Genomic DNA, 2,099 nt, shown 5'->3' with positions numbered 1-2,099 from the left:
GTACTACGTAACCTGAATTCGGGGCAAATATACCGCAAAGTGGGGCGTGCAGATGACGGGAATGAATTTTCAGACACGCTCTAGTGCCGTCCGGCGCAGATATCAGGTACTATATATCGACGTATTTACGCCGGGAGGCACTAGTCAATATAACTTGCTGCACTGTATGCCTGTCTGTAGCTGATATCAGATATAATAATTCCAGTTTCCGGCGTACTTGCATGAATAACCTGGTTATTGCCTATGTACAGGGCTACATGTCCGATCGATCCGCTGTCATCTAAATAGAACAGTAAATCTCCTGGCTGTACGCTTGCAACATCAACACTTCTTCCTCCATATGCCTGGTCTGAAGCCACACGCGGGATACTGATCCCAAAGTTTGCCATAATGGACTGTGTAAATCCGGAACAGTCTGCTCCATTTGTAAGGCTGGTACCTCCCCATACATAAGGATTCCCTTCAAATTGAAGTGCAAAACTTACAATGCTCTGTCTTGTACCGGAAGTGGAAGAACCCTGTCCGCTGCCGCCGGATGGATCCTGATTGCCCGGAGCTTCTGTCTGAGGCGGTTCTGTCTCAGGAGTTTCTGTTGCCGGAGCCTCTGTTTCCGGGGCATTGGTTTCCGGGGTCTCTGTCCAGGTGGTTTCTGTCTCAGGAACATTTGTCTCTGGGGCATTTGTTTCCGGTGCATTGGTCTCTGGGGCTTCTGTCCAGGTAGTCTCGCTTTCCGGGGCTTCTGTCTCAGGGGCCTCTGTCCAAGGCGCTTCTGTTTCCGGCGCGGTCGTCTCAGGCGCATTAGTTGAAGGCGTCTCGGTTTCCGGCACATTGGTCTGGGGAGCATTGGTCTCAGGAGTTTCCGTCTGCGGTACATCCGTAGTTCCGTTTGTCTGTCCCTGAGATGATCCCTGTGTATTGGCTGCCGCTTCATCTGCCTTACGTGCTTCTTCTAAAGCTGCCTTATAAGCTGCTTCTTCCGCTGCAAGACGCTGTCTTTCTTCCTCCAGGGATTCTGCTTCTTTGAACTGCATGGTGCAGTCCACATATTCTTTTGACACATAGCCTTCCATATCTGAATCCACTCTGACTCTTACCCAGTCTCCTTCGTCGTCCAGTACACGAAGTTTCTCCGAATCACCGACCATGCCGACAATATCCTGATCTGTTCCGGCTCCTGACCTGACCATTAAGGTAGTGGTGTTAACAGTGGCAACCTTTCTGCCTACCTGTTCTGCCAATGCCTCTGCTTCTGAACCGGTGACAAAGTAATCTTTTTTCACATAGCCTTGTACAGAACCGGAACGGATATGATACCATCCGTCTTCTTCTCCCAGAATCTCTGCTGCAGAATTATCATAGAGTTTCCCAAGTACTTCCCCATCATCTGTGTTCGGTTTATTTCGTATATTCACATAAGCATCATCATTAATTTGTGCAATTGCCAGATTATCATACGGATTGGAAGTCTGGGCTGCACTGCTGCTGTCTGTCCCATCCTGCTTGTCAGAAGATCCCTGTGCCGAATCCTGGCTTCCGCTTATACTCGCCTGTAAACCAGCCAACGGAACCTCAATTGTCTGTGCTTTTGAAACCAGTCCCAGACTTGAAAACGTAATAGACCCTACCATCAGACATGCTGCAATCATCATCATTCTTTTCTTCATGAAATTTCTACCTCCATATAGCTATATCAAATTGTTACATAATTGTTAAATTTATTACGTTTTTATTATAACACACTTACATTTTTTGTCAACCTGAAGATGCTGTATTTCTATTGCTTGTCCTAAAATCCCCAGTAAATTCAACGGTTTATCTACATTTATTTATTTTTAATTTATACTTTTTTTATGTTTTTATTTAATAATTACGAAACACTTAATATTGATTCTGATAGATACCCACCAGCATCCAATTCCTCAAAGTTAAAAACCCCGCTGCGAGAAGAAGGGGTTTTGTTCTCCGCTTGCGCTCCGGTCGTTGCTAAACGAACGTCCATTGGACATTCAGCATCTAACGCGGCAGTCGCCAAATAGACGCACCAGCGTGTCCGTTTGACTCGTTGCTTGCGGGAATAAAAAATGCCCCTTTCCCTTAGC

Annotated in this window: 3 protein-coding genes; all 3 read right to left on the bottom strand. The window is 46.3% G+C overall.

What is annotated here, in order from left to right; translation table 11 throughout:
• Window positions 1–67: DUF6783 domain-containing protein (locus ACH2DQ_RS01960; RefSeq protein WP_395025297.1), on the bottom strand; the 67-nt coding region annotated here is incomplete at its 3' end.
• 73 nt (window positions 68–140) lie between these two features.
• A complete protein-coding gene (locus ACH2DQ_RS01955) occupies window positions 141–1,664 on the bottom strand; it encodes an NlpC/P60 family protein (RefSeq protein ID WP_394914320.1) in 1,524 nt (507 codons plus the stop codon).
• A gap of 203 nt (window positions 1,665–1,867) precedes the next feature.
• Window positions 1,868–2,099: hypothetical protein (locus ACH2DQ_RS01950; RefSeq protein WP_395025294.1), on the bottom strand; the 232-nt coding region annotated here is incomplete at its 5' end.

The organism is Robinsoniella sp. (assembly GCF_034124845.1).
Note: the sequence above shows the minus strand (reverse complement) of the source record. Positions and strands in the feature narration are given on the sequence as shown.

What these genes read in the sequence shown, in the direction of transcription:
- ACH2DQ_RS01955 (WP_394914320.1), bottom strand. Translation starts at nt 1,664, where the DNA reads ATGAAGAAAAGAATGATGATGATTGCAGCATGTCTGATGGTAGGGTCT.